At 66.0% G+C, this 26,272-nt stretch carries 24 protein-coding genes; 5 read left to right on the top strand and 19 right to left on the bottom strand.

Translation table 11 applies throughout. From position 1 onward, the window contains the following. The first annotated feature begins 89 nt into the window (after nucleotides 1-89). Nucleotides 90-1,040, top strand: a complete 951-nt coding sequence (gene ubiG / locus ACO06P_RS17355; protein ID WP_420346479.1) for a bifunctional 2-polyprenyl-6-hydroxyphenol methylase/3-demethylubiquinol 3-O-methyltransferase UbiG — start codon at nucleotides 90-92, stop codon at nucleotides 1,038-1,040. 55 nt (nucleotides 1,041-1,095) lie between these two features. Here ubiG and ACO06P_RS17350 read toward each other — a convergent pair whose 3' ends face one another. After that, nucleotides 1,096-2,391, bottom strand: coding sequence for a methyltransferase domain-containing protein (locus ACO06P_RS17350; protein WP_420346478.1), 1,296 nt, complete (start codon nucleotides 2,389-2,391; stop codon nucleotides 1,096-1,098). Nucleotides 2,392-2,681: 290 nt separating this feature from the next. Further along, on the bottom strand, nucleotides 2,682-3,104 hold the full coding sequence (locus ACO06P_RS17345; RefSeq protein WP_420346477.1) for a DUF1178 family protein: 423 nt from the start codon (nucleotides 3,102-3,104) through the stop codon (nucleotides 2,682-2,684). Nucleotides 3,105-3,273: 169 nt separating this feature from the next. On the opposite strand from ACO06P_RS17345, the gene ACO06P_RS17340 reads away from it, so the two are divergent. Continuing rightward, a complete protein-coding gene (locus tag ACO06P_RS17340) occupies nucleotides 3,274-3,885 on the top strand; it encodes a class I SAM-dependent methyltransferase (protein ID WP_420346476.1) in 612 nt (203 codons plus the stop codon). Between the two features lie 13 nt (nucleotides 3,886-3,898). On the opposite strand, the gene grxC is transcribed toward ACO06P_RS17340, so the two are convergent. Together grxC and ACO06P_RS17330 are read right to left on the bottom strand one after the other, a co-directional pair. Further along, entirely contained in the window at nucleotides 3,899-4,162 is a 264-nt protein-coding gene (grxC, locus tag ACO06P_RS17335) for a glutaredoxin 3 (RefSeq protein ID WP_420346475.1), read from the bottom strand. A 129-nt stretch (nucleotides 4,163-4,291) separates the two neighbouring features. Next, nucleotides 4,292-4,990 (bottom strand): double zinc ribbon domain-containing protein, encoded by a 699-nt coding sequence (locus ACO06P_RS17330; RefSeq protein WP_420346474.1) that lies wholly within the window; start codon nucleotides 4,988-4,990, stop codon nucleotides 4,292-4,294. Between the two features lie 215 nt (nucleotides 4,991-5,205). Here ACO06P_RS17330 and ACO06P_RS17325 point away from each other — a divergent pair, with 215 nt between their 5' ends. Continuing rightward, nucleotides 5,206-6,171, top strand: a complete 966-nt coding sequence (locus ACO06P_RS17325; protein ID WP_420346473.1) for a methyltransferase domain-containing protein — start codon at nucleotides 5,206-5,208, stop codon at nucleotides 6,169-6,171. Nucleotides 6,172-6,177: 6 nt separating this feature from the next. Here ACO06P_RS17325 and ACO06P_RS17320 read toward each other — a convergent pair whose 3' ends face one another. The 5 genes from ACO06P_RS17320 to ACO06P_RS17300 form a co-directional block, all read right to left on the bottom strand. Further along, on the bottom strand, nucleotides 6,178-6,384 hold the full coding sequence (locus ACO06P_RS17320; RefSeq protein WP_421938136.1) for a ribbon-helix-helix domain-containing protein: 207 nt from the start codon (nucleotides 6,382-6,384) through the stop codon (nucleotides 6,178-6,180). 263 nt (nucleotides 6,385-6,647) lie between these two features. Continuing rightward, complete coding sequence (locus ACO06P_RS17315; RefSeq protein ID WP_420349659.1) at nucleotides 6,648-7,040, bottom strand: (deoxy)nucleoside triphosphate pyrophosphohydrolase; 393 nt, start codon at nucleotides 7,038-7,040, stop codon at nucleotides 6,648-6,650. A gap of 112 nt (nucleotides 7,041-7,152) precedes the next feature. Then, nucleotides 7,153-8,340: a bifunctional glutamate N-acetyltransferase/amino-acid acetyltransferase ArgJ gene (gene argJ / locus ACO06P_RS17310; protein ID WP_420349658.1), complete on the bottom strand. Its 1,188-nt coding sequence runs from the start codon at nucleotides 8,338-8,340 to the stop codon at nucleotides 7,153-7,155. 105 nt (nucleotides 8,341-8,445) lie between these two features. Next, a complete protein-coding gene (locus ACO06P_RS17305; protein WP_420346471.1) occupies nucleotides 8,446-9,450 on the bottom strand; it encodes a peptidylprolyl isomerase in 1,005 nt (334 codons plus the stop codon). 110 nt (nucleotides 9,451-9,560) lie between these two features. Next, nucleotides 9,561-10,643 (bottom strand): foldase protein PrsA, encoded by a 1,083-nt coding sequence (locus ACO06P_RS17300; RefSeq protein ID WP_420346470.1) that lies wholly within the window; start codon nucleotides 10,641-10,643, stop codon nucleotides 9,561-9,563. A gap of 226 nt (nucleotides 10,644-10,869) precedes the next feature. Here ACO06P_RS17300 and secA point away from each other — a divergent pair, with 226 nt between their 5' ends. Beyond that, nucleotides 10,870-13,617 (top strand): preprotein translocase subunit SecA, encoded by a 2,748-nt coding sequence (gene secA, locus ACO06P_RS17295; protein ID WP_420346469.1) that lies wholly within the window; start codon nucleotides 10,870-10,872, stop codon nucleotides 13,615-13,617. Nucleotides 13,618-13,746: 129 nt separating this feature from the next. On the opposite strand, the gene acdA is transcribed toward secA, so the two are convergent. Next, on the bottom strand, nucleotides 13,747-14,952 hold the full coding sequence (gene acdA, locus ACO06P_RS17290; RefSeq protein WP_420346468.1) for a 3-sulfinopropanoyl-CoA desulfinase: 1,206 nt from the start codon (nucleotides 14,950-14,952) through the stop codon (nucleotides 13,747-13,749). 97 nt (nucleotides 14,953-15,049) lie between these two features. After that, nucleotides 15,050-16,078 carry a flippase-like domain-containing protein gene (locus ACO06P_RS17285; RefSeq protein ID WP_420346467.1) on the bottom strand — a complete coding sequence of 343 codons (1,029 nt, stop codon included), beginning with the start codon at nucleotides 16,076-16,078 and terminating at the stop codon, nucleotides 15,050-15,052. Nucleotides 16,079-16,288: 210 nt separating this feature from the next. On the opposite strand from ACO06P_RS17285, the gene ACO06P_RS17280 reads away from it, so the two are divergent. After that, nucleotides 16,289-16,705, top strand: a complete 417-nt coding sequence (locus ACO06P_RS17280) for a diacylglycerol kinase (RefSeq protein WP_420346466.1) — start codon at nucleotides 16,289-16,291, stop codon at nucleotides 16,703-16,705. Between the two features lie 32 nt (nucleotides 16,706-16,737). On the opposite strand, the gene ACO06P_RS17275 is transcribed toward ACO06P_RS17280, so the two are convergent. The 8 genes from ACO06P_RS17275 to xerD form a co-directional block, all read right to left on the bottom strand. Continuing rightward, a complete protein-coding gene (locus tag ACO06P_RS17275; protein WP_420346465.1) occupies nucleotides 16,738-17,727 on the bottom strand; it encodes an ABC transporter ATP-binding protein in 990 nt (329 codons plus the stop codon). After that, on the bottom strand, nucleotides 17,724-18,773 hold the full coding sequence (locus ACO06P_RS17270) for an ABC transporter ATP-binding protein (RefSeq protein ID WP_420346464.1): 1,050 nt from the start codon (nucleotides 18,771-18,773) through the stop codon (nucleotides 17,724-17,726). The genes ACO06P_RS17275 and ACO06P_RS17270 overlap by 4 nt, the downstream gene beginning before the upstream one ends. Nucleotides 18,774-18,775: 2 nt before the next feature. Continuing rightward, nucleotides 18,776-19,675, bottom strand: a complete 900-nt coding sequence (locus ACO06P_RS17265) for an ABC transporter permease subunit (RefSeq protein ID WP_420346463.1) — start codon at nucleotides 19,673-19,675, stop codon at nucleotides 18,776-18,778. Next, the gene (oppB, locus tag ACO06P_RS17260) at nucleotides 19,675-20,598 is read right to left on the bottom strand and encodes an oligopeptide ABC transporter permease OppB (protein WP_420346462.1); all 924 of its coding nucleotides are present in this window, start codon (nucleotides 20,596-20,598) and stop codon (nucleotides 19,675-19,677) included. The genes ACO06P_RS17265 and oppB overlap by 1 nt, the downstream gene beginning before the upstream one ends. Before the next feature lie 128 nt (nucleotides 20,599-20,726). Further along, the gene (locus ACO06P_RS17255; RefSeq protein WP_420346461.1) at nucleotides 20,727-22,313 is read right to left on the bottom strand and encodes a peptide ABC transporter substrate-binding protein; all 1,587 of its coding nucleotides are present in this window, start codon (nucleotides 22,311-22,313) and stop codon (nucleotides 20,727-20,729) included. A 531-nt stretch (nucleotides 22,314-22,844) separates the two neighbouring features. Next, nucleotides 22,845-23,801 carry an acetyl-CoA carboxylase carboxyltransferase subunit alpha gene (locus ACO06P_RS17250; protein WP_420346460.1) on the bottom strand — a complete coding sequence of 319 codons (957 nt, stop codon included), beginning with the start codon at nucleotides 23,799-23,801 and terminating at the stop codon, nucleotides 22,845-22,847. Between the two features lie 236 nt (nucleotides 23,802-24,037). Beyond that, entirely contained in the window at nucleotides 24,038-25,015 is a 978-nt protein-coding gene (locus ACO06P_RS17245; RefSeq protein WP_420346459.1) for an HpcH/HpaI aldolase/citrate lyase family protein, read from the bottom strand. 257 nt (nucleotides 25,016-25,272) lie between these two features. Next, nucleotides 25,273-26,265: a site-specific tyrosine recombinase XerD gene (gene xerD / locus ACO06P_RS17240; protein ID WP_420346458.1), complete on the bottom strand. Its 993-nt coding sequence runs from the start codon at nucleotides 26,263-26,265 to the stop codon at nucleotides 25,273-25,275. Nucleotides 26,266-26,272 lie beyond the last annotated feature (7 nt).

The following is a 26,272-nucleotide window of genomic DNA, read 5'->3' as shown; positions in this document are numbered from 1 at the left end:
CTCTGCCGACCGGCGCGGGACGGTTGCCCCGCAGACGGCGGCTATCCATACTCTCAGCATCTCCTTGACGCAAGGGCACGAGGGGATAGATGACATTTTTGCGGGCCACGGAGCACAAGCGCCAGAAACCCTGGCACAGCGCCTCCACGGTCCCGCAGGACCCGGCCCCACGCATCCGGAAAGGACCGGCCCCCGTGAGCCAGATCTCCATAAGCCAGAGCCCCGCAAGCCAGGACCCCGAGACCGTGCCGCAAAGCCCGACCGCCAACACAGATCCCGCCAACATAGATACCGCCAGCGTAGATCCCGACGAGATCGCCAAGTTCACCGCCATGGCGGAAGCCTGGTGGGACCCCGACGGCAAGTTCCGCCCCCTTCACCGCTTCAACCCGGTGCGCCTGGGCTATATCCGCGACAAGCTCTGCAGCCACTTCGACCGTGATCCCACCGCCGAACGGCCGCTGGAGGGTCTGCGCATCCTCGATGTGGGCTGCGGCGGAGGACTGCTCTCCGAGCCCATGGCCCGGCTGGGCGCTGCGGTCACCGGGCTGGACGCGGCGGAGAAGAACATCCGCATTGCCCGCTTGCACGCCGCGGAGTCACGGCTCGAAATCGACTACCGCCACGGCAGCGTCGAGGACCTGGCCGCCGCCGGCGCAGCGTTCGATGCGGTCCTGAACATGGAAGTGGTCGAACACGTCGCCGACGTGGGCAGCTTTCTGGGCGCCAGCGCCGCCGTCGTGCGCCCCGGCGGGATCATGGTGGTCGCCACCCTGAACCGCACACCGAAGTCCTTTCTGCTCGCCATCGTCGGCGCCGAATACGTGCTGCGCTGGCTGCCGCGCGGCACCCACGACTGGCGGCGCTTCCTGCGCCCTTCCGAACTGGCCGGAGACTTGAGGGCCGGCGGCCTGGAGATCGCCGAGATGACCGGCGTCGCCTTCAACCCCCTGACCGACAGCTGGCGCCTGGCGCCCCGCGATCTGGACGTCAACTACATGGTCTTGGCGACAAAGGAGAGCAGCGCCCTAAAAGGCTGAGGCTCCGGATCAGGGCCGCCTTGCTTGCAATCGGGGCAAGGCCGCAGCAACCAGGTCAACTGCCGGCCGCTTGGCGCAGGGTCCCTGGTGTAGTCCCGAAAAGACGGCGCCACTCTGCAATCGAATAGAGTTTCGTCCCATCATGCGGCGAAACGACGATGTGATCACGCGACTTGGTCTCAGCAAAGGTGAACCACCGCTCGTAGTGGTCAATCACCTTTTCCGGTCGATGGTAGAGATCGCGAATCGCCAAATGACGTTTCGCTTTCTTGCCTTTGGCGAAAGCGGGCTCGATCTCCGCTTCCGTGATCTGCTTTATCAACTGCTCCGGCGGGGTCCATACGGTGACGAAAGTGATCTTTTCGGCCGTATCCAGAATGTCGTTCGTCTCGTCGCGCTCGTGAACCATGGCGCTTCTCATAAAGGGCCGCATGAAATCCTGGTGCAGGATCAAATGCTCCTGGACCGGCTCCATCGGCTGAAAGATCTTCCCCCCGTTCAAGGGAACGCCCCAGATGCTTCCGTCGGGTGTACCAAGCCGCCGGTTAAGCTCAGGCACCTGATTTGCCACCAGGGCCCGCATCAGCGATTTCTTGCCTGCCGAGGTCGGACCGCTGACGACCAAGAGGTGGCCGATTCTGCGTTTCTCCGCGATTGCGATATAGCGGTTCTTATGCTCTGACGGATGCTGCTGCAGTCTGGCGAACATTCCCCGCTGATAGATCAGCAGATTTTCAGTCGCCGAAGGCGAGATAAAGAACTTCTGGACCTGGTGCCTACCCCGCGTGCCGTACCGGCTGACGAAGATGATCGGCAACTTCGACAGTATCTTATGGGTAAACCAGCCAACATTGACTTTTCGCCGGTCATGGCGCCCAAAGCTGGCCAACTCCAAGATCAGACGTTCGTTGGCGCAGGCGGCAAGGTTATCGAGGGCCGCAATCGGATCCTTCAGATGATGAAGCAAGTTCAGGCAAAGCACGTAATCGAAACGCTCGTCGATCGGATCGCGTTCGATATCGCGCTGGGCGAACTCAACCTCGGCACCCATGCATTCGGCAAGAAGTTTGGCTTTTCGAACACTGTCAGGATCCACATCAAACCCAACGACGCGCTTGGCGCCACGCCTCAGTGCCTCGAAGCAGAAAAACCCGAAGCTGCATCCAAGGTCGAGGACGGTTTTGCCAGTGAGATCATCGGGAAAGATACGGGCAGCCGTGGCTGAGCGGTCATGCCCCCCGGTTCGCAAACCAAAAGGAAGCTCTATGTCCTGGTAAGCAAAGTCCTCGCGCGCGAGCAACGCCTCGATCTCTTCCTTACTCCACGTCGAACGTTCGTTTCTTATCTCCACGATTGCTCCAGGCGAGTGTTCGGTTGGTGTTCGTCAGATGGCGCGGAACTCCGCCCCAAGGCGACGAAGCTCAAATGCATGCTGGCCGCGGTTGTTTGCGCGCCAGGCCAGGTGTTGAGGTTGTTTGCGCGCCAGGCCAGGTGTTGACGTCGTCCTCCGGCAGGGCGGACCGGGCGACGTCAGCCGCCGGGCGGTATTGAGCTTCGAGCCGACAGCCAATAGGGGCGGATGGGGCTTGAGTTGCGGCCTGCTGGAGGAAGTTAAGGACGACATTGCCTGCGGTCCGGCGATCAGGAATTCTCGCGCGGCAGCCAGGGGACCTTCTGAACCGCCACGCCCTCGTCCTCCAGGGCCTTGGCCTCGTCGTCGGAGGTCTCGCCGTAGATGCCGCGGCTCTCCGCTTCGCCGTAGTGGATCTTCCGCGCCTCTTCGGCGAACTCCGCGCCCACGTAGTCGCAATTCTGTTCCACGTGCTGGCGGATTTCCTTGAGTTTCTCGCGGATCTGCGCAGCCTGGCCCGCGTCCGAAACGGTCACCTGACGCGCCTCGCCTTTGGCGACGTTGGGCGCCATCAGCGCCTTTTCGACCTTCTTGCTGCCACAGACCGGGCACTGAACCTTGCCCGCAGTCACCTGTTCGCGAAAGCTCTCGCTGTCACGGAACCAGGCTTCAAAGACATGGGCCCTGCGGCACTTCAGATCGAAGACAATCATTTCGGTCCGGCTATCCCGTCTGGCAGCATCTTTTAAGTTCGTCCGGCGGGGCGCCTTTGGGTTCGGACTGCAAAGCTGTCCGGAATCAGGCGCCCGAGGCCCGGAAACGCTGTATCTTCACTCTTAAGGCTTAGCGAAAGAAGCGCATTGAAACAAGACGGCAATCAAAGTGCAGCAGAACAGTAATCAAAGTCGATGGGACGGCTACGCCGGGGCGGACGACGGCGACACACCCGGCCCGCCGGCGGCTGCGCCGCCACCCTCGCCGTGGATCCTGCGCTTTGCCGCACGAATGCCGGCCGGGGGCCGGGTGCTGGATCTTGCCTGCGGCGCCGGGCGGCACAGCCGGCTGTTTCTCGATCGCGGCCACCCGGTGACGGCCGTGGACCGGGATCTGTCGCGCCTCGGGGCGCTGGCGGACCATCCGGGCATCGAGTCACTGCAATGCGATCTGGAAACGGGCGGCAGACCGGCTTTCCTGGAGCGGCCCTTTGACGGCATTGTGGTCACCAACTACCTCTTCCGCCCGCTGTTTCCGGCTCTCCTCGGCGGGCTGGCGCCCGGCGGCCTGCTGCTCTACGAGACCTTCGCGCGGGGAAACGAGCGCTTCGGACGACCCAGCAACCCGGACTTCCTCCTGACGCCGGGCGAACTCCTGACGTGGCTGCACCCGCAATTGCAGGTGCTGGCCTATGAGAATCTGGAGGTGAGCGCGCCGAAACCGGCCATGGTTCAGCGCATCGCCGCTTTGCGCCCCGCCGATCCGGCAGCGGACGACTGAGCGCGCAAGGGACCTAGGTCACCGCCTGCAGCAGCGGATCGAGCTTGTTGCCGGCATCCAGGGCAAAGAGATCGTCGCATCCCCCGACATGGCGATCGTCGATGAAAATCTGGGGCACGCTGGTGCGCCCGCCGCTCCGCTGCACCATCTCGGCCTTGCGGCGCGGATTCAGCATGACGTCGATCTCGGTGAAGTCGGCCCCCTTCTGCTCGAGCAGCTTCTTTGCCCGGTAGCAGTACGGGCACAGCATGCTCGAGTAGATCTCAATCTTCGCCATGATGAACGTCCCACTCCCTTTGCGCGGCTAGCCCGTTGTCAGAAATGGTGCGCCGCAGGGGGAAAATCCAGGGTCGGGCGGCCATCGGAGGCCCGAAACCGGCCGTTCGGCCCGCCATGGGCCGTCTGATCAGTCCCGAAGGGCCCGGGCCAGCACCACCACGTCGACGGCCTCGGCGCCGGCGGCGCGCGCGGCCCGGGCGCAGGCGGCCACCGTGGCCCCGGTGGTCATCACGTCGTCGACCAGCAGCAGGCGCCGTCCGCGCAACAGCGCCGCACGGCCGGGCCGCACCGCGAAGGCGCCGGCGACGTTCTGCCGGCGCTGCGTGGCGCTGAGCCGCCCCTGGCTCGGCGTCGCCCGCAGCCGGACCAGAAGGTCCGGCAGGCCGGGCCGACCGCTCTGCGCGGCCAGCGCCTGGGAAAGCAGCGCAGACTGGTTGTAGCGCCGGCCAAAGAGACGGCGCCAGTGCAGGGGCACCGGCGCGATCACGGCGCAATCGGCCAGCAGCTGCGGCGCCGCCCGAGCCATCCAACCGGCGAAGGTGGCGGCGGCTTCGGTGCGGTCGGCATGTTTGAAGCCCAGCACCAACCGCCGGCTGGCGTCGTCATAGCGCAACACGGCCCGCGCCCGGTCGAAGGGCGGTGCCTCGCGCAGGCAGGCGCCGCAGAGCATTTCGCCGCCCGGATCGTGATCGAACGGCAGTCCGCAGCATCCGCATTGCGGATCGCCGACAAAGGTCATCGCGGACCAGCAGGGGACACAAAGCGCGCCCTGTGCGCTGACCAGGGCGCCGCAGGACAGGCAGCGCGGCGGCAGCAGAAGATCCACAGCCGCCTGCAGGGGCCGCCGGACAGCGCCTGCCCAGAGCCGCTGCCGGTTCTGCGGAAGTTCTTGCGGGGGTTCTTGCGGGGGTTCTTGCGGGCGACCTCGCGCCGCGGCCCCGCTGCCATGACTGATCATCGCCAGAGTCTCACCGCGCCCAAGGGCGCGGTCAAGCGCCGGACGGCTTTCCCTCCGCGCATACCGAGGCCATATTGCAGGCAATGAACGCCTCACCCGAAGTCTTCGACCGGCGCAGCCTGCGTCTGCACCGCGACCGCGCGGCCGCCACCCTGGCCGAGCACGATTTCCTGCTGCGGGAGGTCGGCGAGCGCCTGCTCGACCGCCTGGGCGACATCAGGCGCGACTTTCCCCTGGCCCTCGACCTGGGCTGCCATCACGGCGTCGTCGCCGACCTTCTGGCATCCGGCGCCGCCGGCAAAACCACCGTCGGCACAATGATCCAGGCCGACCTTTCGCTGCCGCTTGCGCGCCTGGCGGCGAAGAAGCTGTCGCCGGCACTGGTCGCCGACGAGGAAACGCTGCCCTTCGCCCCTGGCAGCCTCGACCTCGTCGTCTCCCTGCTCAGTCTGCACTGGGTGAACGATCTGCCCGGGGCGCTGCTGCAGATCGGCCAGGCACTGAAGCCCGACGGCCTGTTTCTCGCGGCCATGATCGGGGGCAACAGCCTTGCGGCCCTGCGCAGCGCACTGATGGATGCGGAGATGGAGATCGAGGGGGGCGCCAGTCCGCGGGTGTCCCCCTTCGCCGACCTGCGCGACATGGGCGGTCTGCTGCAGCGTGCCGGGTTTGCCCTGCCGGTCACCGATGTCGACAGCATCACCGTCAGCTACTCTTCGGCCTTGGCGCTGATGCAGGACCTGCGGGGCATGGGCGAATCCAACGCCAGCAAAGAGCGGCGGCGCACCATCATGCGGCGGGAAACGCTCTTGCGGGCTGCGGCTCTCTATGAAGAACGGTTTGCCGACGCTGACGGACGCATTCCGGCGGTCTTCGACATCATCTATCTGACCGGCTGGCGCCCTCACGGGTCCCAGCAGAAAGCGCTGCGTCCGGGCAGCGCCGCGGCGCGCCTCGCCGCCGCCCTCGACAGCCAGGAAGTCGCCGCCGGAGAGGCGGCACCCCCGCAGCCCGGGGGCAGCGGACGCCGGGACGACGGTTACTCGTGACGACAGCTACTCGTAAGATGGAGCCTTGACGGAGTTGCCATGGGACGCGGCGGTATGTCCCTCCTCCGTCGCCGCAGCGCGAAAATAGTTCAGAATGAAGACCCTGACACCGGCGGTGAGGCCGGACTGCGTGCGCTCCCGGTCGATCTGCGTGCAGATATCGTGCAGGCTTCGGGATTCGCGATTGCAGATTTCGGCCAGGGCATCCCACATCTCAGGTTCCAAACGAATACTGGTCCGCCGATCCGAGAGCGTGACATTACGACTGATGAGCGTAGACACATGCCTCCAAAAGAATCTCTTTAAAGCAATACCGTTCAACGAACTGGGTAAACGATACTAGCCAATAGCAACTATCAGTAGCAAGTCTTTCGGAGACCTACGCGGAAATGTCGCAACAGGTGTTGCAGACAGGCTAGGATCGCCAACCGCGTCGCCTCAAGCCGCAGAAACCCTCAACCGCCCGGGTCTCAGCGTCAGAGCAGATCCCGCAACAGCGCGACCAAAGGCGCATCCGCCGGCGGCATCGGATAGTCGGCCAGCCGTTCCGGGCGCACCCAGGCGAGGCGTTGTCCTTCTTTCGGCTGGACAGTGCCCTGCCAGGTCCGGCAGGCAAACAGCGGCATCAGCAGATGAAAGTCGTCGTAGGCGTGCGACGCAAAAGCGATCGGCGCCAGGCAGCTCCGGCGGGTGTCGATGCCCAGTTCCTCGTGCAGCTCGCGGACCAGGGCCGCCTCCGGCGTCTCGCCTTCGTCGACCTTGCCGCCCGGGAACTCCCAGAGGCCAGCCAGGGAGCGGCCCGGGGGACGCTCCGCAATGAGCACCCGGCCATCCATGTCGATCAGGGCCGCTGCGGCGACCAGCAGAATCGATAAAGCCTTTTCCTGGCGTTCCTCAGCGCCCCAGCAGCCCTGCGAATCCGCCTGGGTTGTCGCCGCGCTGGCGCCTTCCAACTTGTCTCTGGTGACGTCGCCCAGTTGCTCAGCTCCGATAGTCGGCGTTGATCGATATGTAGCCGTGGGTCAGATCGCAGGTCCAGACCGTGGCCCTGCCGCGTCCGACACCGACGTCCACCGCGATGTCGATGGACTCGCCCTGCATATGGGCGGCCACGGGCGCCTCGTCGTATCCGGGCACGACCTCGCCCTCACCCGCCACGGCGACGCCGCCGATCTTGATGGCCAGACGGTCGCGGTCTGCGCGCTCGCCGGACTTGCCCACCGCCATGACGATCCGCCCCCAGTTCGCGTCCTCCCCCGCGATCGCGGTCTTCACCAGAGGCGAGTTGCCGATCGCCAGGCCGATGCGCCGAGCCGCCGAGCGCGAGGCCGCCCCGGTGACGGTGATGGTCACGAACTTGCTGGCGCCTTCGCCGTCGCGCACCACCTGTTGCGCCAGATCGCAGAGCACATCCTCAAGGGCACTCTTGAAGCTCTTGAGGTTCGGGTCCGCGGCGGCTGTGATCTTTGGGTGCCGCACCCTGCCCGTTGCCGCCAGCAACACCGTGTCGCTGGTTGAGGTGTCGCCGTCGACAGTGATGCAATTGAAACTGCGGTCGGCGCTGCGCCACAGAAGGCTCTGCAGCAGCGGCGCCGGCAGGCGCGCGTCGGTGGTGACGAAAGCCAGCATGGTCGCCATGTCCGGCGCAATCATGCCCGAGCCCTTGGCGATTCCCGCGATGGTCACCGGCTTGCCACCGATCTCGCACCTGCGCACAGCCCCTTTGGGAAAGGTGTCCGTGGTCATGATCGCCTCGGCGGCGGCCTGCCAGCGCCCGGGGGCGAGCTCGTCCGCCAGCCCGGCCAGGTGCCCGGTCACCAGACCGTCGGGCAATGCCTCGCCGATGACCCCGGTAGAGGCGACGAAGATCTCGCCGCGCCGGCAGCCAAGACGTTCGGACGCTGCCGCGACGATGCGCTCCACCGATGCATTGCCGCGCTTGCCGGTGAAGGCATTGGCGTTGCCGGAATTCACCACGATGGCGCGCGCGCGCCCGCGCGAGAGGATCTTTCGACACCACTCGACCGGGGCGGCCGCCGTCTTGGAGCGCGTCAGAACGCCGGCGATCGTGCTGCCCGGATCGAGCGCGATCATGCAGAGATCGGTACGCGAGCGGTACTTGATGCCGGCCTTTGCGGTTGCGACGGAGACACCGTCCACCGCCGGCATTGCCGGGAAGCGCCGCGGCGCCAAGGGAGATCGCTTCACTGTCGGCAACGCGGGCTCCGAAGTCCGTCTTGCAGTCGCATGGGGGGTCTGAACCGACGCCGGCGCCTACTGGTTCGTGGAACCGGCGTCCGGTTCCGGCTGCACCTGCGTCCCGCTTTCCGGTTCCCCAGGCTGGTCGGCAGGCTGGTCGGCAGGCTGCCCCCCGTCCGGCTGGCCAAGCAGGATCTCGACCTCCGCGCGCTCGCGCAATTCGGCGTAGAGGTCCTGGACCACCTCCTGCGCGAGCTGTTCGCGCAGTTGCGCATCCAGCGCCTCCTGGCTCGGCGGCTCGGTCATGCGCCGCTCCTCCACCCGGATGACGTGGAACCCGAACTGGGTCTGCACCGGCTCAGCGGAATGGCTGCCGGCTTCCATGGCGAAAGCCGCTTCTGAGAACTCCGGCACCATGTCGCCGGCAACGAAGGGCGGCAGTTCGCCGCCGTTCGCCTTGCTTGGCCCGATGGAGTTCTCTTCGGCCAGCGCTGCGAAATCGGCGCCGCCGTCGAGCTCGACGATCAGCGCCGTGGCGGCTTCTTCGGTCTCGACCAGGATGTGGCGGGCGATCAGCTCCGGCTCCGGCGGATTTTCCTCGAGATAGGCCTGGTAAGCCGCTTCCAGGCGGTCCGGGGTAGTCCGCGCATCGATGGTGCGCTGGAGGAAGACCTGGCGGATGATGATACCCTCGAACTGGGCCAGACGGGCCATAACCTCAGGGTCCCCGGCCATATCGGCCTTGCGTCCTGCATTGGTGACCAGGGCGTTGTTGACCATCTGTTCGACCAGTTGAGGCATCAGAAAGCCGACCTGACCCTGGATCTGCGGCGGCAGCGTCTGAATGAAGGCGATGAGATCCGATTGAAGGATGTCCTCGCCGTCAACCCGCGCGATCACCGGGTCGGCGGCCGCACCTTCGGCTTCGACGGTCTCATCCTCGGCCGGGGCCGCCTCCTCGGACTGCGCCGGCTCGGCCTGGGCGCCGGTCTGCTCGGCCCCGGTCTGGGCGAGCACCGGCTGTGCGGCCATGGCCGTGCCGCCGAGCAGCAATACGGCGGCCAAGAACTTGCTGAACATGAGGAGGTCCTCCCTGCGGAGCCGCGCGACCGGAATTGGCCTGGATCAGCGGCTGATGTCTGTTGCGGCGGGGTTACGGTCGGTTGTCGGGTCTTTCAGGCGTCCCCGCTTCACTGGCTGCCGCCCTGGGGATCGCCACCCTGGGGATCGCCGGCCTGGGCATCACCGGCCTGGGCACCGCCGCTTCGGGCCGCGCCGTCTTCGGGAAACATTTCGAGATCGGCGCGCTGGCGCAGGCCGGCGATCAGACGATTGATGGCCTCTTTGGTCACCTCCTCGCGCAGCTGTACCTGCATGTCCAGGAAGGAGGGCACATCGTCATCGCGGCGGTCCACCAGCAGAATGATGTGCCAGCCGAAATCGGTCTCCACAGGGCTGGGCGTGTAACCGCCGGGTTCCAGCTTCAACAGGGCCTCGGCAAAGGCCGGCTCCATGCGCCGCGCGAAAAAGTAGCCGAGATCGCCGCCCCGCTGCGCCGAGGGGCCGATCGAATGCTCCCGCGCCAGGGTCGGAAAAACCGCGCCCTCGTCGAGCTTGGCGATAATGCCCTCAGCCTTCTCTTCGGTCTCGACCAGGATGTGCCGCGCCCGCATTTCGCGGTTGGCGCGCCGCAGGGTCACCAGTGAATCGTAGCGCTCGCGCACCTTCGCGGTGGTCACCTCGTCGGCGAGATAACGCTCGAGCAACACGCCGGACAGCAGCTTGTCTTCGTAGCTGACGAGACTGCGGCGAACCGCCTCTTCCTCCAAGACGCCCTGATCCCGGGCCGCATCGGCCAGCAGGCGGATATCGACGAGGCGGTCCAACAACGCCGGAAACACGGACTCGAGCTGATCGCTGTAGCGCTCCGGCAGGTCGTCCGCCGAGGCCAGCACCTCCGCCCAGCGGATCTCATGGCCGTCGACCCGGGCGACCACCGGGTTTTCCGTCTTCATCTGCTGCAGGGCCTCGCCGAGACGGGCTGTGCCAGGGGCGGTCCCTGGAGCGGTCCCTGGGGCGGCCTGGCCCTCCGGCAGCGCCAGGGGCAAGGCGGCGCCGATGCCTTCGTCCACGGCCTGCGGCTGCTGCGCGGCGGCCTGCCGTGCCGTCAGCGAGGCCGCTGCCGAAAGCCACAGCACGGCGGCCAGCACGAGCAACAGGACTGTCAGGAATCGCGGAAAATCAGCCCTTTGGGAGGGCTGCTGCCGCGCCATGGCCGGTCGCCTCGCCAAAAATCGGTCCCCAACCTTCATGGCTACGCATCATGCACGCCGGGGGCCATATCACAAGGGGCGAGAGGGGCCTTCAGGGTCCCCCCAAAGACGGGGCGGACAGACCCCGAGGCGCGCGCCGCCATCGTTGACAGCCCGAAGCCAGGGCCCTATGTGTCACGTCACGGACGATCCGGCCTCGGCCCCCTCTTTGCTTTAAGGATTCTGCATGTTCGGCGCGCTCGCCAAGCGGCTGTTTGGAACCGCCAATGAGCGGTTCCTAAAAAACCTCGACACCGCCGTCGCGGCGATCAATGCCCTGGAGTCCAAGGTCCAGGACATGGACGACGACACCCTGAAGGGCCAGACCGCGGCGCTGCGCCAGCGCCTGGAAGCCGGCGAGAGCCTGGACGACATTCTCCCGGACGCCTTCGCCACCGTGCGCGAGGCCGCGCGGCGCACTCTGGGACAGCGCCACTACGACGTGCAGTTGATAGGCGGCATCGTGCTGCATCAGGGCAAGATCGCCGAGATGAAGACCGGCGAGGGCAAGACCCTGGTGGCCACCCTCGCGGTTTACCTGAACGCCCTGGCCGGCAAAGGCGTGCACGTGGTCACCGTGAACGACTATCTGGCCCGCCGCGACGCCGAATGGATGGGCCAGATCTATCGCTTTCTGGGCCTGACGGTGGGCTGCATCGTCCATGGTCTGAGCGAGGACGAGCGCCGCGCCGCCTACGCCGCCGATGTGACCTATGGCACCAACAACGAGTTCGGCTTCGACTATCTGCGCGACAACATGAAGTTTCAGCTGGAAGACATGGTTCAGCGCGACTTCAACTTCGCCATCGTCGACGAAGTCGACTCGATCCTGATCGACGAGGCCCGCACGCCGCTGATCATCTCCGGCCCGGCGGAAGATTCCTCGGAAGCCTACATCGGCGTCAACAAGCTGGTTCCCAATCTTGTGCCCGAAGACTTCGAGAAAGACGAGAAGGCCCGCTCGGTCACCTTTACCGAAACCGGCGCCGAGCACATGGAGGAATTGCTGCGCGAAGCGGGTATGATTCAGGACGGCAGCCTCTTCGACATCCAGAACGTCAGCCTGCTGCATCACGCCAACCAGGCGCTGCGCGCCCATCAGCTGTTCCAGCGCGATACCGACTACATCGTCAAGGACAACAAGGTCGTGATCATCGACGAGTTCACCGGACGCATGATGGAAGGCCGGCGCTATTCCGAGGGCCTGCACCAGGCCCTGGAAGCCAAGGAAGGCGTGCAAATCCAGCAGGAGAACCAGACCCTCGCCTCCATCACCTTCCAGAACTACTTCCGGCTCTATCCCAAGCTGGCGGGCATGACCGGCACCGCGATGACCGAGGCCACCGAGTTCCAGGAAACCTATGCGCTGGAAGTCATCGAGATCCCGACCAACGTCGAAGTGGTCCGCGTCGACCACGATGACGAGGTCTACCGCACAGCGGCGGAGAAGCACACCGCCATCCTGGAACAGATCCGCGACTGCCAGGAGCGCAAGCAACCGGTTCTTGTCGGCACCGTTTCCATCGAAAAGTCGGAAATGCTGTCCGAGGTCCTGAAGAAGGAGAAGATCAGGCACCAGGTGCTGAACGCGCGCTTCCATGAGCAGGAAGCCTTCATCATCGCCCAGGCCGGCGTGCCCGGCGCCGTCACCATCGCCACCAACATGGCCGGCCGCGGCACCGACATCCAGCTCGGCGGCAATGTCGAGATGCGCATCAGCCAGGAAGCCGCCGATATACAGGACGAAGGCGCGCGCGCCAGGAAGGTTTCCAAGATCGAAGAAGAGGTCGCCGCCGCAAAGAAGGTCGCACTGGATGCCGGCGGACTCTACGTGATCTCCAGCGAACGCCACGAGAGCCGGCGCATCGACAACCAGCTGCGCGGCCGCTCCGGCCGCCAGGGCGACCCCGGCGCCTCCAAGTTCTTCCTCTCCCTGGAAGACGACCTGATGCGCATCTTCGGCTCCGAACGCATGGATTCCATGCTGCAGAAGCTGGGCCTCCAGGAAGGGGAGGCCATCGTCCACCCCTGGGTCAACAAGGCCCTCGAGAAGGCCCAGCAGAAGGTCGAGGCGCGCCACTTCGAAGGGCGCAAATACCTTCTGAAGTACGACGACGTGATGAACGATCAGCGCAAGGTGGTCTTCGAGCAGCGCAAGGACCTGATGCGGGCGGAGGACGTGCGCGACACCGTCACCGAGATGCGCGAGGAGGTCATCAAGTCGATGGTCGAGCGCTGCGTGCCCGCCAACGCCTACTCCGAGCAGTGGCAGATCGACAGCCTGCACGAAGAGTCCGTGCGCCTGCTGGGCCTCGATCTGCCGGTCAAGGACTGGGCCGACGAAGAGGGGATCGCCGACCAGGAGATCCACGACCGCATCGCCGCCGCCGCCAATCAGCGCATGGCCGCCAAGACCGCCAACTTCGGCCCGGAGATGATGCGCGGCCTGGAAAAGCAGATCCTGCTGCTGGTGCTGGACCGGCAGTGGAAGGACCACCTGCTGTCCCTCGACCACCTGCGCCAGGGCGTGCAATTGCGCGCCTACGGCCAGCGCGATCCGCTGATCGAGTACAAGCGCGAGGCCTTCGACCTCTTCGAGAACATGCTGGCGCAGGTGCGCGAAGAGACCATCAGCCTGCTCAGCCGCGTCGAACTGCGCCCCTCGATGGAAGAGGTGATGGTCCCGCGGCCCCAGCAGGAAATGCACGAAGGGCGCCAGGATGTGGCGCTGGCCGGTGCGGGTGCGGGGGTCGGCCCGGACGGCGGCCAGCCGGAGGCTGCACCGCCGCCCCGCCAGCAGCCGGTCTCCAGCCGCGCCGCCGCCGCACAGATCAATCCGAATGACCCGGCGACCTGGGGCCGCACGCCCCGCAACGCCCCCTGCCCCTGTGGCTCCGGCAAGAAATACAAGCACTGCCACGGCAAGCTGAACTGATCGCGCAGGCGCAGGTCATCCTTCGAGACGCCGCCTGCGCGGCTCCTCAGCATGAGGTTCTGCAAGCGCGCTGCTAAGTCTCCTCATCCTGAGGAGGCCCGACAGGGCCGTCTCGAAGGATGAGTGGCCCTACTCCCCCGCCCTTGCCAGATTCAGGTAGCCGTCGCGGGTCTGCGGCAGTTTGCGTTCGAGCAGGCGCCCGGCGATCATGGTGCGCAGGATCTGCGCGGTGCCGCCGCCGATGGTGAACATGCGGGCATCCCGCACCATGCGCTCCAGCGGATTGCTGCGCGAATAGCCGGCGGCCCCGAAGAGCTGCAGCGCGTCGTTTGTCACCTTGATCGCCATCTCCGAGGCGAAGACCTTGGCCTGGGCGGCTTCCAGCGCATCGGGAAAGCCGCTGCCGTCGGCTGCCTGGCGGATCAGCGCGCGGGCGGCGGACAGCTGGGTCGCCATGTCCGCCAGCATCCACTGCAGGCCCTGGAACTCGCAGATCGGGCGGCCGAACTGCTCGCGCTTCTGGGTATAGGCCAGGGCCTGCTCGTAGGCGCCCTGGGCGATGCCGAGGGCGACCGTGGCCGCGCCGACACGCTGGGCATTGTAGGCCGCCATCAGCGCGCCGAAGCCGCGGCGCAGCCCCTCTTCGGGGCGCAGCAGCATGTCTTCGGAGACTTCCAGGTCCTGAAAGAGGATCTCCGTTTCCGGAATGCCGCGCAGGCCCATGGTGGGTTCGCGCCGGCCGACGGTCAGGCCCCGGGGCGCCCCGCTTTCCGGGTCGCGGACGACGATGAAGCCGCCGATCCCCTGCTCCACACCGTCCTCGAAGACCCGCGCGAAGATCAGGTGCAGGCGCGAGACGCCACCGCCGGTGATCCAGTGCTTGCCGCCGTTCAGGACGTAGCGGTCGCCCTTCCTGTCGGCGCGGGTGGTCATCTCGGTCGCTGCGGAGCCGGCGTCGGGTTCGGTGATGCAGATGGCCGGTTTGTCGCCCTTCAGCACCTGCTCGGCGGCCAGGCGGCACTGGGCCGGGCTGCCGTAGGCCATGATCGCACCGATGGCGCCCATGTTGGCCTCCACGGCGATGCGGCCGGTGACACCGCAGACCTTGGCCATCTCCTCGATCACCAGGGTCGCCTCCAGATAGCCGAGGCCGGGGCCGCCGTAGTCCCGCGGAATGGTCATGCCGAAAAAGCCCGCTTCCCGCAGGGCCCGGCAGTTGTCCCAGGGATAGGCCTCCTGGCGGTCGACCTCCGCGGCGCGCGGGGCGATCACCGCCTCTGCCAGTTGGCGCGCCCTCGTGCGTATTGCGTCCTGTTCTGCCGTCAACCTGGTCATTGCACCGCACCTCGCTTTGCCGCCCCGGGCTGGCCCGCGAAGGAGTGTGTGGGCGGGCCGCCGGCCGGTCAAGCGGGAGCGGTCAAAACAGCGGCGTTCAAGTCGGCGCGCGCAGGCGCCCCTCGCTGACCTGATAGAACGCAAGCCCCGGCAGGCCGACCAGGAACTCGCGCAGGCGTTTGGCCAGGGAAACGGCCAGCGCCAGCTCCGCCGGCACCCCGACCAGGGCGCCCAGCAGGATGAAGCCGCCTTCCTGGACCCCGTAGGCGCCGGGCAGGGCGAAGGCGGCGGAGCGCAGGGTTTGCGCCAGGCATTCGATCATCAGCGCTTCCGGAACCGTGACCGGATGGCCCAGCAGCGCGAGAGCCAGCCAGATCTCCGCCGCGATCACCAGGCGTGAGGCGAGCCGCAGCGCAAGATAGACGGCCATCGGCCCCGGCAGGCTGCAGATCTGCGTGACGGCGTCGCCGACCTCGACGGTCCGGCCGGCGATTCTTTGAGCGAGGCCGGCACCAGCGGCCGCAGGCCCGACCGTGGGAGTCCCGCCCCGGGACCGCGCAAGAGCCCGTTTCAAAAAGGCGCGCTCCGCCGCTCCCGCCAGACGCTGCAGCAGACCCTGGCGCTGGGCATAAACGAAGCCTGCCAGAACCGCCAGCATGGCCAGCGAAAAGACCAACGCAAAGGGAACCAGGCCGTTGTCGCCCGCCAAGGCCAGGGCGAGACCGACACCGACCAGCGCCACCAGCGCCTGGCCGGCGGTCTGCAGCACCTTGTCGACCACGGTGGCCGCCACCATGGTCGCCGCCGGCCCCGCGCGGCGCGCAAGCCAGGCCCCCTTTGCGATCTCGCCGCCGATTTGCGCCACCGGTAACAGCCAATTGATCGACATCCCGATCCAGGACGCCAGAACCAGCCGCGACAGCGGAGGGCGGGTTCCCGCGGGAAAGATTGCCGCCCAGGCGAAAGCCGAGAGAACCAGCGGCAGGGCAAAGGCCGGGCCCAGCCAAAGCAGGTGAAAACCCGCCTGATTCAAGGCTTTAGCAACGTCTCCGAAGCCCTGCCAGGCGATCAGTCCGACAGCCAGGGAGAGCCCGACAAACAGCGCGACTAGGCTCAGCCTCGACATCACGCCGCGGAGAGCCCGCATGGGGAGGGCGGCGCAGGACGCAATCGCACAGTGTCACAATTCGGCAACGTTGCAACCAAAGGCCCCCGGGGCCTGTGTCGACCGTCTTCCATCACGGGGCGCGTTACCTATTTAACAAGTCCGCAATCAAACCTCTGCAGGCGGTCGTTGCCGCAACCTCAGTTTTCTTATCCACAACCAGTATCAGGCATGGATCCCGAACGAGACCAACAAACGCGTGAACACGCCGAGGACCTCGGTCTGCCGGTTCCGGAAGCGCCCGCGATCAGACTCACCCGCCTGACCGTTGCCCTGCATGGCCTGCGGGCAGCCTGGCGCGAGGAGCCGGGCTTCCGCAACCACGTTCTGGGTGCGCTCGCGATGCTCACCACCCTCCTGGTGTTGAACCCGACGGCGGTGTGGTGGGCGTTGGGCCTGCTGTGCTCCGCACTGCTGCTTGCGCTCGAGCTCGTGAACAGCGCCATCGAGCGGGTGATCGACCATGTCGATGGTCGGCGTCACCCGCGCATCAAGGCCATCAAGGACATGTCCGCCGCCGCCGTGATCGTCGCCTCGGCGGGCGTCTTCCTGCTCGGCATCATCATGATCGTCGACACCCTGACCTGACGCGGCCTGCCGGAGGCGCAGATCTCCGGCGCCTACTCCCGCCAGTGGTGGCAGGCGATCAGATGGCCGTCGCCGGTGCCGTCGTCTTCCAGCATCGGCTCCGTCCTGGCGCAGAGCTCCGTCGCCTTGGGGCAGCGGGTGCGGAACACGCAGCCCGACGGCGGCGCCATGGGCGACGGCAGATCGCCATGCAGCACCATGCGGTGCTTGTTGCGCTCCTTGTCCGGATCGGGGATCGGCACCGCCGAGATCAGCGCCCGGGTATAGGGGTGGCGCGGCGCGGCGTAGATCGAGGCCCGGTCGGCGATCTCCATCACCTTGCCCAGATAGAGCACCATGATGCGGTGAGAGATATGGCGCACCACCGAGAGGTCGTGGCTGATGAACAGCAGGGAGAGCCCGAACTCCTGCTGCAGGCGCATCAGGAGATTGATGATCTGTGCCTGGATCGAGACGTCGAGGGCGGAGACCGGTTCGTCGCAGATGATCAGCTTGGGCCCCAGCACCATGGCGCGGGCGATGCCGATGCGCTGGCACTGGCCGCCGGAGAACTCGTGCGGGTAGCGGTTGATCATCTGCGGCAGCAGCCCGACCTTGGCCATCATGTCCTTAACCCTGGCCTTCATTGCCGCCTTGCCGATGCCGGGCGCGAAGGTGCGCAGGGGTTCGCCGATGATCTCGCCCACCGTCATGCGCGGGTTGAGACTGGCCAGCGGGTCCTGGAAGATGATCTGCATCTCCTGGCGCTTGGCGCGCAGCGCTTCGGCGCCCAGGTGGCCCAGTTCCTCGCCCAGCCAGACCACCTTGCCCGCGGTCGAGGGAATCAGCTGCAGCACCGCACGCCCCAGGGTCGACTTGCCGCAGCCGGATTCGCCGACGATGCCCAGGGTCTCGCCGGGCTTCAGCTCGAAACTGACCCCGTCGACCGCCTTCAACGGCTGGTAGCGCCCCGCCAGGATGCCGCCGACCCGGATGTCGAAGTGCACCTTGAGGTCGCGCACGGAAAGGATCGGCGTGCTCATGGCCGCGCCTCCTCGGTGTCCGGGGAGGCTGCGACCGGCGCGGCCTCCGCCTCCTTCGGTATCGCGGTCAGATGGCAGGCCTTTTCGCGCCCCGGCTCGATGACATGCAGGTCGGGCTCGACGGAGCGGCAGGCGTCGAAGACATAGGGACAGCGGTCCTGATAGGCGCAGCCCTCCGGCAGGTCCTGAAGGTTCGGCGGCTGCCCGGGGATGGTGTTGAGTTCGCTGGCGCCGGCCTGATCGAGACGCGGCATGGAACTGAGCAGACCGAGGGAATAGGGATGCTGCGGGCGGTAGTAGATGTCGCGCACGGCACCCTTTTCCACCACCCGACCGGCATACATCACCATCACCCGGTCGCAGAGCCCCGCGACCACACCCAGGTCGTGGGTGATCATGATGATGGCGGTGCGGAAGTCGCGCTTCAGGTCCGCCATGAGATCCAGGATCTGCGCCTGGATGGTGACGTCCAGCGCTGTCGTCGGTTCGTCGGCGATCAGCAGGTCCGGCTCGCAAAGCAGGGCCATGGCGATCATCACCCGCTGGCGCATCCCGCCGGAGAACTCATGCGGATAGAGGTCGTAGCGCGCCTTGGCACCGGGAATCCCGACCCGGTCCAGCAGCTCGATGCCGCGGGCCCGCGCCTGATCCTCGTTCATGCCCTTGTGCTCCACCAGCACCTCGTTCATCTGTTTGGAGATGCGGAGAAAAGGGTTCAGCGACGTCATGGGGTCCTGGAAGATCATCGACATGGTGACGCCGCGGATCTTGTTCAGGTCTTTGGCCCCCAGCCCGAGGATTTCCTGGCCGCGATAGCGCACCGATCCGTCGGCGCGGCCGTTCTTGGCGAGCAGCCCCATGATCGACAGAAAGATCTGGGTCTTGCCGGAGCCGGACTCGCCGACCACGCCGACGCTTTCGCCCTCGGCGATGTCGAAGCTCACCGAGTTCACCGCATGCACCTCCCCGTCGGGGGTGGAGAAGCGGGTGTCGAGGCCGGTGACCTCCAGGACCTTGGCGCCCACGCCGTTGCTTGCCGCATCCATGGTCACCGATCCTTCGGGTCGAGCGCATCGCGCAGACCGTCGCCGATAAAGTTGAAGGCAAAGAGCGTCACCGCCAGGAACGCCGCCGGGAACATCAGCATCCAGGGCGACTGCTCCATCACGCGCGCGCCCTCGGAGATGAGCACGCCCCAGGAGGTCAGCGGCTCCTGCACGCCCAGCCCAAGGAAGGAGATGAAGCTTTCCGTCAGGATCACCTGGGGAATGGTGAGGGTCATGTAGACGATGACCGGCCCCAGGACGTTGGGAATGATGTGGCGGAAGATGATCTTGACGTTGGAGACGCCGCTGGCGTGGGCCGCCTCGATGAACTCCTTGCGCTTCACCGAGAGCGTCTGGCCGCGCACGATGCGCGCCATGGTCAGCCACTCCACCGCACCCAGGGCGATGAAGATCAGAAAGATGTTCCGCCCGAAGATCACCATCAGCAGGATGACGAAGAACATGAAGGGCAGCGAGTACATCACGTCGACGAAGCGCATCATCAGGTTGTCGACGCGCCCGCCGACATAGCCGGCAACGGCGCCGTAGGTGACGCCGATGACGAGGCTGACGGTGGTGGCGAGGATGCCCACCATCAGCGAGACCCGTGCGCCGTAGAGCGTGCGCACGAAGAGGTCGCGGCCGTTGCCGTCGGTGCCGAACCAATGGGCGTTCTCGAAGTCGGGCCCGACCTGAATGCGCTCCCAGTAGACCTCGTCATAGGGATGCGGGCTGAGATAGGGCGCCAGGATCGCCATGACGGCGATGATGCCCAGCACGACCATGGAGACCACGGCGGCCTTGTTGCGGAAGAGACGGATGCGCGCGTCCTGCCAGAGGGAGCGGCCTTCCAGTTCTTCCATGCCGGCCATGGCATCGGCGGAGGCGGTGGTATGGATCATCACGTATACCTCACCTTGGGATCGAGCACCGCGTAGAGCAGGTCGACGACCAGATTGAGCACCATGATGAGCACGGCGTAGAAGATCATCACGCCCATCACCAGGGTGTAGTCACGGCTGAGGGCGCCTTGGATGAAGTAGCGGCCGATGCCGGGAATATCGAAGATGGTCTCGATCACCACGGAGCCGGTGATGACCGCCGCGGTCGCCGGCCCGAGGTAGGAAACGACGGGCAGCAGCGCGCCCTTCAGCGCGTGGCGCACCACCACAAGCTGTTCGCGCAGGCCCTTGGCGCGGGCGGTGCGCACGAAGTTGGCGTTCAGCACTTCGACCATGGAACCGCGGGTCAGGCGCGAGATGTAGGCGATCTGCGGCAGCGCCAGAGCCACGATCGGCAGCACCTTGTTGGCCAGCGCGCCGCCGCCCCAGCCGGCGACCGGCAGCCAGGACAGGTAGACGCCGAGGACCAGGGTCAGAAGCGGCGCCATGACGAAGTTGGGAATGGCGATCCCCACCATCGCCGCCCCCATGACCGAGTAGTCGGTGAGCGTGTTCTGGCGCAGCGCGGCGAAAGCCCCCAGCGAGACCCCGATGATCACCGCCAGCAGGATGGCGGTGCCGCCGATCTGCAGGCTGGCCGGAAAGCCCGACATGATGAGTTCGGCCACCGAGAAGTCGCGCACCCGGAAGGAGGGTCCGAAGTCGCCCTGGACCAGCCCGCCGAGGTATTTGAAGTACTGCTGCCAGAGCGGCAGATCGAGGTTGTAGTGCGCCAGCACGTTCTTCTCGATGGCCGGCGGCAGCACCCGGTCGGAATCGAAGGGTCCGCCGGGGGCCAGGCGCATCAGAAAGAACGCCAGCGTGATGATGACGAAGAGTGTGGGTACGGCCACCAAGAGGCGGCGAATCGCATAGGCGAACATGGAACCAGCTCCCCTGATCCCTGTCGTCACCGCAGCAAAGAGGACACGCGGCCGTCGAAGCGGCCCGCCGATCCGTCAGCGTGCGGCGAAAGGGCCCTCCGCCCGGTCAGGACGGAGGGCCCCGGCGATCAGGGTTTGATCGACAGATAGCGGGTTCGCTGAACGTCTTTCACATTCGGTTCCCAACCGGCCACGTCGTTGGAAACCAAATTCTTGGACACGTAGTAGTAGATCGGAATGACCGGCTGGTCTTCCATCGCAATGGCTTCCGCCGAGCGCAGATACTGTGCCCGCTTGTCCATGTCGGTGGTGTTGGAAGCCCTGGCCATGTAGTCGTCGAACTCGGGGCTCGAATAGCGCCCGTAGTTCTGGCGTCCGGTCCGCGTCTCCAAGAGATAGAGGAAGTTCTGCGCGTCGTTGTAGTCGGCGATCCAGCCGGCACGCGCGACGTCGAAGTCGTTCTGTTCCAGCTTGTTGTAGTGCGGCGTCACTTCCTGGTTGAAGAGTTCGGCCTGCACGCCCAGCTGCTTCCACATCGCAGCCACGGCAATGGCGATGCGCTTGTGGTTCTCACTGGTGTTGTACGACAGCGTGAACTTCAGGGGGTTGTCAGGGCCAAAGCCAGCTTCGGCCATCAGAGCCTTGGCCGTCTCGACGCGCTCCTTGTACGGCACATCCATCCAACTGACGAAAGCCGGGTCGCCATAGTTGCCGGTGCCCGGCGGCACGAAGCTGTAAGCCGGGACCTCGCCCGTCTTCAGGATCTTATCGGTGATCGCTTCGCGGTCTATGGCCATGGAAAGGGCCTGGCGCACGCGCTTGTCGTCGAAGGGCGGCTTGTTGGAATTGATGGGATAGTAGTAGATGCCCAGCTTAGGCGCGACCTGGATCTCGTCCGGCATGTTCTTCTTCAGGAAGTCGAACTGTTCGGAGGCGAAATCCTTGGCGATATCGATCTCCCCAGCGCGGAAGCGCTTCTGCACCGCACCACGGTCTTCCGAGGGGAAGAACTCCACTGTCTCAATGGAAACGTTGGCCGCGTCGTAGAAGTCGATGTTCTTGACCAGCCGCACATGGGTGTTGGGCACCCACTCATCCAGAACATAAGGGCCGTTGCTGGCGATGTTGTCTTTCTTGATCCAGTCGTCGCCGTGCGCCTCGACCAGGTGCTTGGGCACCGGAAAGGCGGTGTAGTGGGTGAGCTGTTCGATGAAATAGGGCGTCGGCGCCACCAGGGTAACTTCCAGCGTCTTTGCATCGACCGCCCGGGCGCCCAGCAGCGACGTGTCGGCAATGCTGCCGTTGTTGATCTCTTCGGCGTTCTTGATGGGATAGAGCAGCGAGGCGTACTTGGCAGCCAGCTCCGGCGAAAGGATGCGGCGCAGGGCAAAGACGAAGTCGTCGGCGGTGACCGGCGTGCCGTCGGACCAGCTGTGGTCCCGCAGCTTGAAGGTGTAGGTCAGGCCGTCATCGCTGACAGTCCAACTCTCCGCGGCGCCGGGCACGACGCTGCCGTCAGGCCCTTCGGTGGTGAGTCCCAGGAACATGTCGCCGATGATCCGGTTTTCCCATACGCCGGCCACATGATGGGGATCCAGGGTCGCGGGCTCGCCCATGTTGCCGACGCGCAAAACCGTCTCGGCGGACGCCGTCCCGGCCAGAGCAAGGGCAATGCCGATGCTCAATGAGGCGCGTTTGAAGTGTTTCAGAAGCATGAAATCGCTCTCCCATTCTTGTTGTTGTGTGCCTTCCCCACCAGGCCGGCAGATTCCCCCCGAAATCAGCCGCCTTGACGGTGAGCCGGCGCCTGCACGCCGGTGTTACAGCCATAATAGAGCCCCAACGCCCTGAGGTTACAAGCCTCCTTCTGGGGCAATTTGTAGGGGTGGGCTCCTCTGCGCGCGCCCTGAAGCATTTCCTAGTCGAATTGCCTAGGTTGGCAGCCCGGCGCGCGCGGGAGCGCCCCAGGCAGTTGCCGGGGAGTTGGAAGCGGGAGGGGTCGGAATCGGGCTTGGTCGGAATCGGGCTTGGTCGGAATCGGGCTTGGTCGGAAGCGGGCGCGGTCGGAATCGGGCTTGGTCGGAATCGGGCGGCCCTTGCGACGACAGGGCTGCCGCCGACGACAGATCTGCCGAAGGGCGGCCGCAACGGCAGTGCGCGAACGAGCGAGCGGGAAAGCGCGGTGGGCCGGGTCGGCCTGGGGCCCATGGATCGATCCAGGGACGGCAAAGAGTTGCGAAAAGAGTCTACCCGAGACCCTTCTGGCCCATCTCCAGAAACTTTTCGCGGCGGCGCTGCTTCAGGTGCGGTCCGCTTTGCCGCAGCAGCTCGCGGATGCCCTCTTCCAGCTTGTCGCCGACCGCGGTGATGGTGCTCTCACCGCCGCGGTGGGCGCCGCCCAGGGGCTCGGGAATGATCTCGTCGATGACGCCGAGTCGATGCAGGTCCTGGGCCGTCAGGCGCAAAGCCTCGGCAGCCTCCTGGGCCTGCTCGGAGGAGCGCCAGAGGATCGAAGCGCAGCCTTCCGGCGAGATCACCGAATAGATCGAGTGTTCCAGCATGAAGATACGGTTGGCGGCGGCCAGCGCAATCGCCCCGCCCGATCCGCCCTCGCCGATGATGACCGACAGCAGCGGGACCTCGACGTCCAGGCAGACTTCGATGGAGCGGGCAATGGCTTCGGCCTGGCCGCGCTCCTCGGCGCCGACGCCGGGATAGGCGCCTGCGGTGTCGACCAGGGTGATGACCGGCAGGCCGAAGCGCGCGGCCGTGCGCATCAGGCGCTGGGCCTTGCGGTAGCCCTCCGGGCGCGCCATGCCGAAATTGTGGGTGACGCGCGAATTGATGTCCGAGCCCTTCTCGTGCCCGATGACCACGACGGAATAGCCGCGGAACCGCCCCAACCCGCCGACGATGGCCTTGTCTTCGGCAAACAGCCGGTCGCCGGACAGCGGCGTGAAGTCTTCCACCAGCGCGGCGATGTAGTCGCCGAAATGGGGACGGTCGGGATGGCGGGCGACCTGGGTCTTCTGCCAGGCCGAGAGCTTGCCGTAGGTCTGGCGCAGCAGCCGGTCGACCTTGCCCTGAAGCTTCTCGACTTCTTCGGCGATGTTGATCTCGCCATCGTCGGAGAGATGCCGCAGTTCCTCGATCTTGCCTTCGAGTTCTGCGATGGGTTTTTCGAAGTCGAGAAAGTTGTGCATGAGATCCTGTCTAGCACAGCGGCCAACGGCTGGCACGCTTTCGCTCCGGGCCTTCCAGCCGCGCCCTTTTGGTCGAGTCCGGCCCGTTTGCGGCGCCTGCACCCCTAAATAATCGCCCGGGCCGGGGAAATAAAGCCCGATGCGCCGGACGCAGAATCGAAGAAGCCGGCGCCCACCCGGACGCCGGCTTCAGAACCTCAGGTCCCTTGCGGGGCTGTGGCGCCCCCGCGCAAGCCTCAGCCTTTGGCGATCTGCCGGGCCTTCTTCACCATCACTTCGGCCTGCTTGATGGAGGCAATGTCGATGAGACGCCCGTCGAGGGAAACGGCGCCCTTGCCCTCCTTCTGAGCCTGACGCATGGCCTTCAGGATGCGCTTGGCCTTGTCGACCTCGGCCTTGGAGGGGCTGTTGACCTCGTTGGCCAGCGCGATCTGGCTGGGGTGGATGGCCCACTTGCCCTCGCAGCCCAGCACCGCGGCCCGGTTGGCCTGAGCACGGAAACCCTCGGGATCCGAGAAGTCCCCGAAAGGCCCGTCGATGGGCCGCAGCCCAGCAGCCCGCGCCGCAACCACCATTCGGGCGATGGCGTAATGCCACATGTCGCCCCAGTGGTAGAGCCGCTCGCCCGCCTCATCGGGATCGGTCAAGACGCCATAGAGTTCGTTGGGGCCGCCGATGACCGTGGTCCGCGCCTTGGTCGAAGCGGCATAGTCGGCCACGCCGAAGTGAAGGCTTTCGTTGCGCGGCGAGGCCTTGGCGATCTCGTCGACATTGGCCATGCCCAGTGCGGTTTCGATGATCATCTCGAAGCCGATCCGCTTTTTGCGCCCGACCGCCTCTTCGGCCTGGCTGACCAGCATGTCGACGGCATAGATGTCGGCAGCAGTGCCCGCCTTCGGGATCATGAAGAGGTCGAGGCGCTCGCCACCCTGCTCGATGATGTCGATAACGTCGCGGTACATATAGTGCGTGTCGAGACCGTTGATGCGCACCGACAGGGTTTTGTTGCCCCAGTCGACCTCGTTCAGGGCCTTGATGATGTTCTTGCGCGCCTGAACCTTGTCGTCCGGCGCCACGGCGTCCTCGAGATCCAGGAAGACAACGTCGGCCTCCGACTCGGCGGCCTTCTTGAACAGCTTGGGATTGCTGCCCGGGACGGCGAGTTCGCTGCGGTTCAGACGCGCCGGCGCCTGCTCGACAATGGTAAAGCTCATGGAAGTTCCCCTGGTGGATCTGGCCCTGTCAATCCGGGCGGTCTTCAACAGTCGGCAGGCGCGCAGGAGACAAGGCGGGACCCAATCTGCGGCAGCCGATCGCGCACGCTGGGCAAACTGGTCATACCACTTGCTCTTGTCAACCGGAACCTCGCGCGCGTTCGTGCAAATCGCGCGGCGGAAGAGCAGCGGTAGACGAACAGCGGACGAGGATTGGCGGATGAAGAACGGCGGCGGGCGACCCGCGCCCTGCCTGGTCAGCCGGATCTGTCCTTGGCCAGGGGATGGTGCGTCTGAACCAGCGACTTCAGCCGCTCGTTCAGCACGTGGGTATAGATCTGGGTCGTCGAGATGTCGGCGTGGCCCAGCATCTTCTGCAGGGAGCGCAGGTCGGCGCCGTGGTCCAGCAGGTGACTGGCGAAGGCATGGCGGATGACATGCGGGGAGACCTTGGCGGCATCCACCCGGGCCTCACGGGCAAGGTCCTTCAGCAACTGGCCGACACGGTGCCGGGTGATGTGGCCGCTGGCGCCGCGGGAAGGAAACAGCCAGGGCGAGTCCGCGGGACGCGCTTTTTCTCCCTTCCCCGCCTTGGGGAGAAAGCTGGCGCGAACGCCCAGGTATGCCGCGAGGCTGCGGCGGGCGGCCTCGCTCAGGGGAACCATACGTTCTTTATTGCCTTTGCCGCGGACGATGAGCAGGCGCTGGTCGCGCCGGGTGGCGGCGAGGCGCAGACCGACCAGTTCGGAGACCCTGAGCCCCGTCGCATAGAGCAATTCCACGAGCGCCGCCAGGCGCAGGCCCTCGGCATCCTGCCGGGCCTGTGCGGCGGCCAGAAGAGCGTCGACCTCCGTCTCGCTGAGCACCTTGGGCAGGCTGCGGCCCTGGCGGGGCGAGTCGATCGCCGCGCTCGGATCGTCGCCCCGCAGCCCCTCGCTCAACAGAAAGCGATAGAACTGGCGCAGCGCCGAAAGCCGGCGCGCCGCGGTGCGCGGTGCCATCCCGGCCTTGGCCAGCTGCGACAGAAAGGCTCGCAGGTCATCGGCCGACGCGGTCTCCGCTTGCCGGCGGCGCGGGCGCAGAAAGGCTGCGAAGCTTTCGAGATCCCGGCGGTAAGCCTCCAGGGTATTGGCCGCCGCGCCGCGCTCTGCGGCCAGCATCTCCAGGAAAGGCTCGAGCTGTGAGGTCGGCTGTGACGTCGTCAGGGGCGAGGTCAGGGGCGGGGTCAGGGGCGGGCGCCGGGCCGGCATTGCGCGC

The organism is Pelagibius sp., assembly GCF_965227505.1.
Taxonomy (GTDB): domain Bacteria; phylum Pseudomonadota; class Alphaproteobacteria; order Kiloniellales; family Kiloniellaceae; genus Pelagibius.
Note: the sequence above shows the minus strand (reverse complement) of the source record. Positions and strands in the feature narration are given on the sequence as shown.